The 449-nt window shown below is 75.3% G+C and carries 1 pseudogene; it reads right to left on the bottom strand.

From position 1 onward, the window contains the following. Positions 1 to 341, bottom strand: a pseudogene (locus ACTQW0_RS08525) (IS30 family transposase); the annotation flags it as partial. Positions 342 to 449 lie beyond the last annotated feature (108 nt).

Genomic DNA, 449 nt, shown 5'->3' with positions numbered 1-449 from the left:
CCGCCGTTGCGCGCCGCCATCTGCTCGGGCGACAGCCCCCGGCGCAGGCAGTCCCTTATCGCCTCCAGCCTGGCCGCCGCGGCGGGCTCGTCGGCGTCTATCCCGCGCCTGGACGAGACGAGGACCGAGTCGGCGCACAGCTGCGCGGCCCGGGCCTCGTAGAAGACGTGGGGGCGGCGCTTGCAGCCGATCGCGCGGTACCGGCCGCAGCCGTTGCAGCATCGCGGCCACGCCGCCAGGCGCGGGCAGGCCGCCGACAGGTCGGCGGAGGCGTCCACGCGCTCGCCGCGCCTGGCCTTCGGCGCCGTCACGAACCTGTGCGACGCCACCTCGGCGCTCACCGTCGAGGGCGACCTGCCCAGCTCCCTCGCGATCTCCCTGCACGACGCCCTGCGCTCCAGCATCCTCTGGACCGTGTCCCGCTCGTGCCTCGTGAGCCTTCCGTAGGC

This window comes from Collinsella sp. LCP19S3_B7, from assembly GCF_052121795.1.
In the GTDB taxonomy this organism is placed as follows: Bacteria; Actinomycetota; Coriobacteriia; order Coriobacteriales; family Coriobacteriaceae; genus Collinsella.
This window is presented reverse-complemented; position numbering and strand designations above follow the sequence as displayed.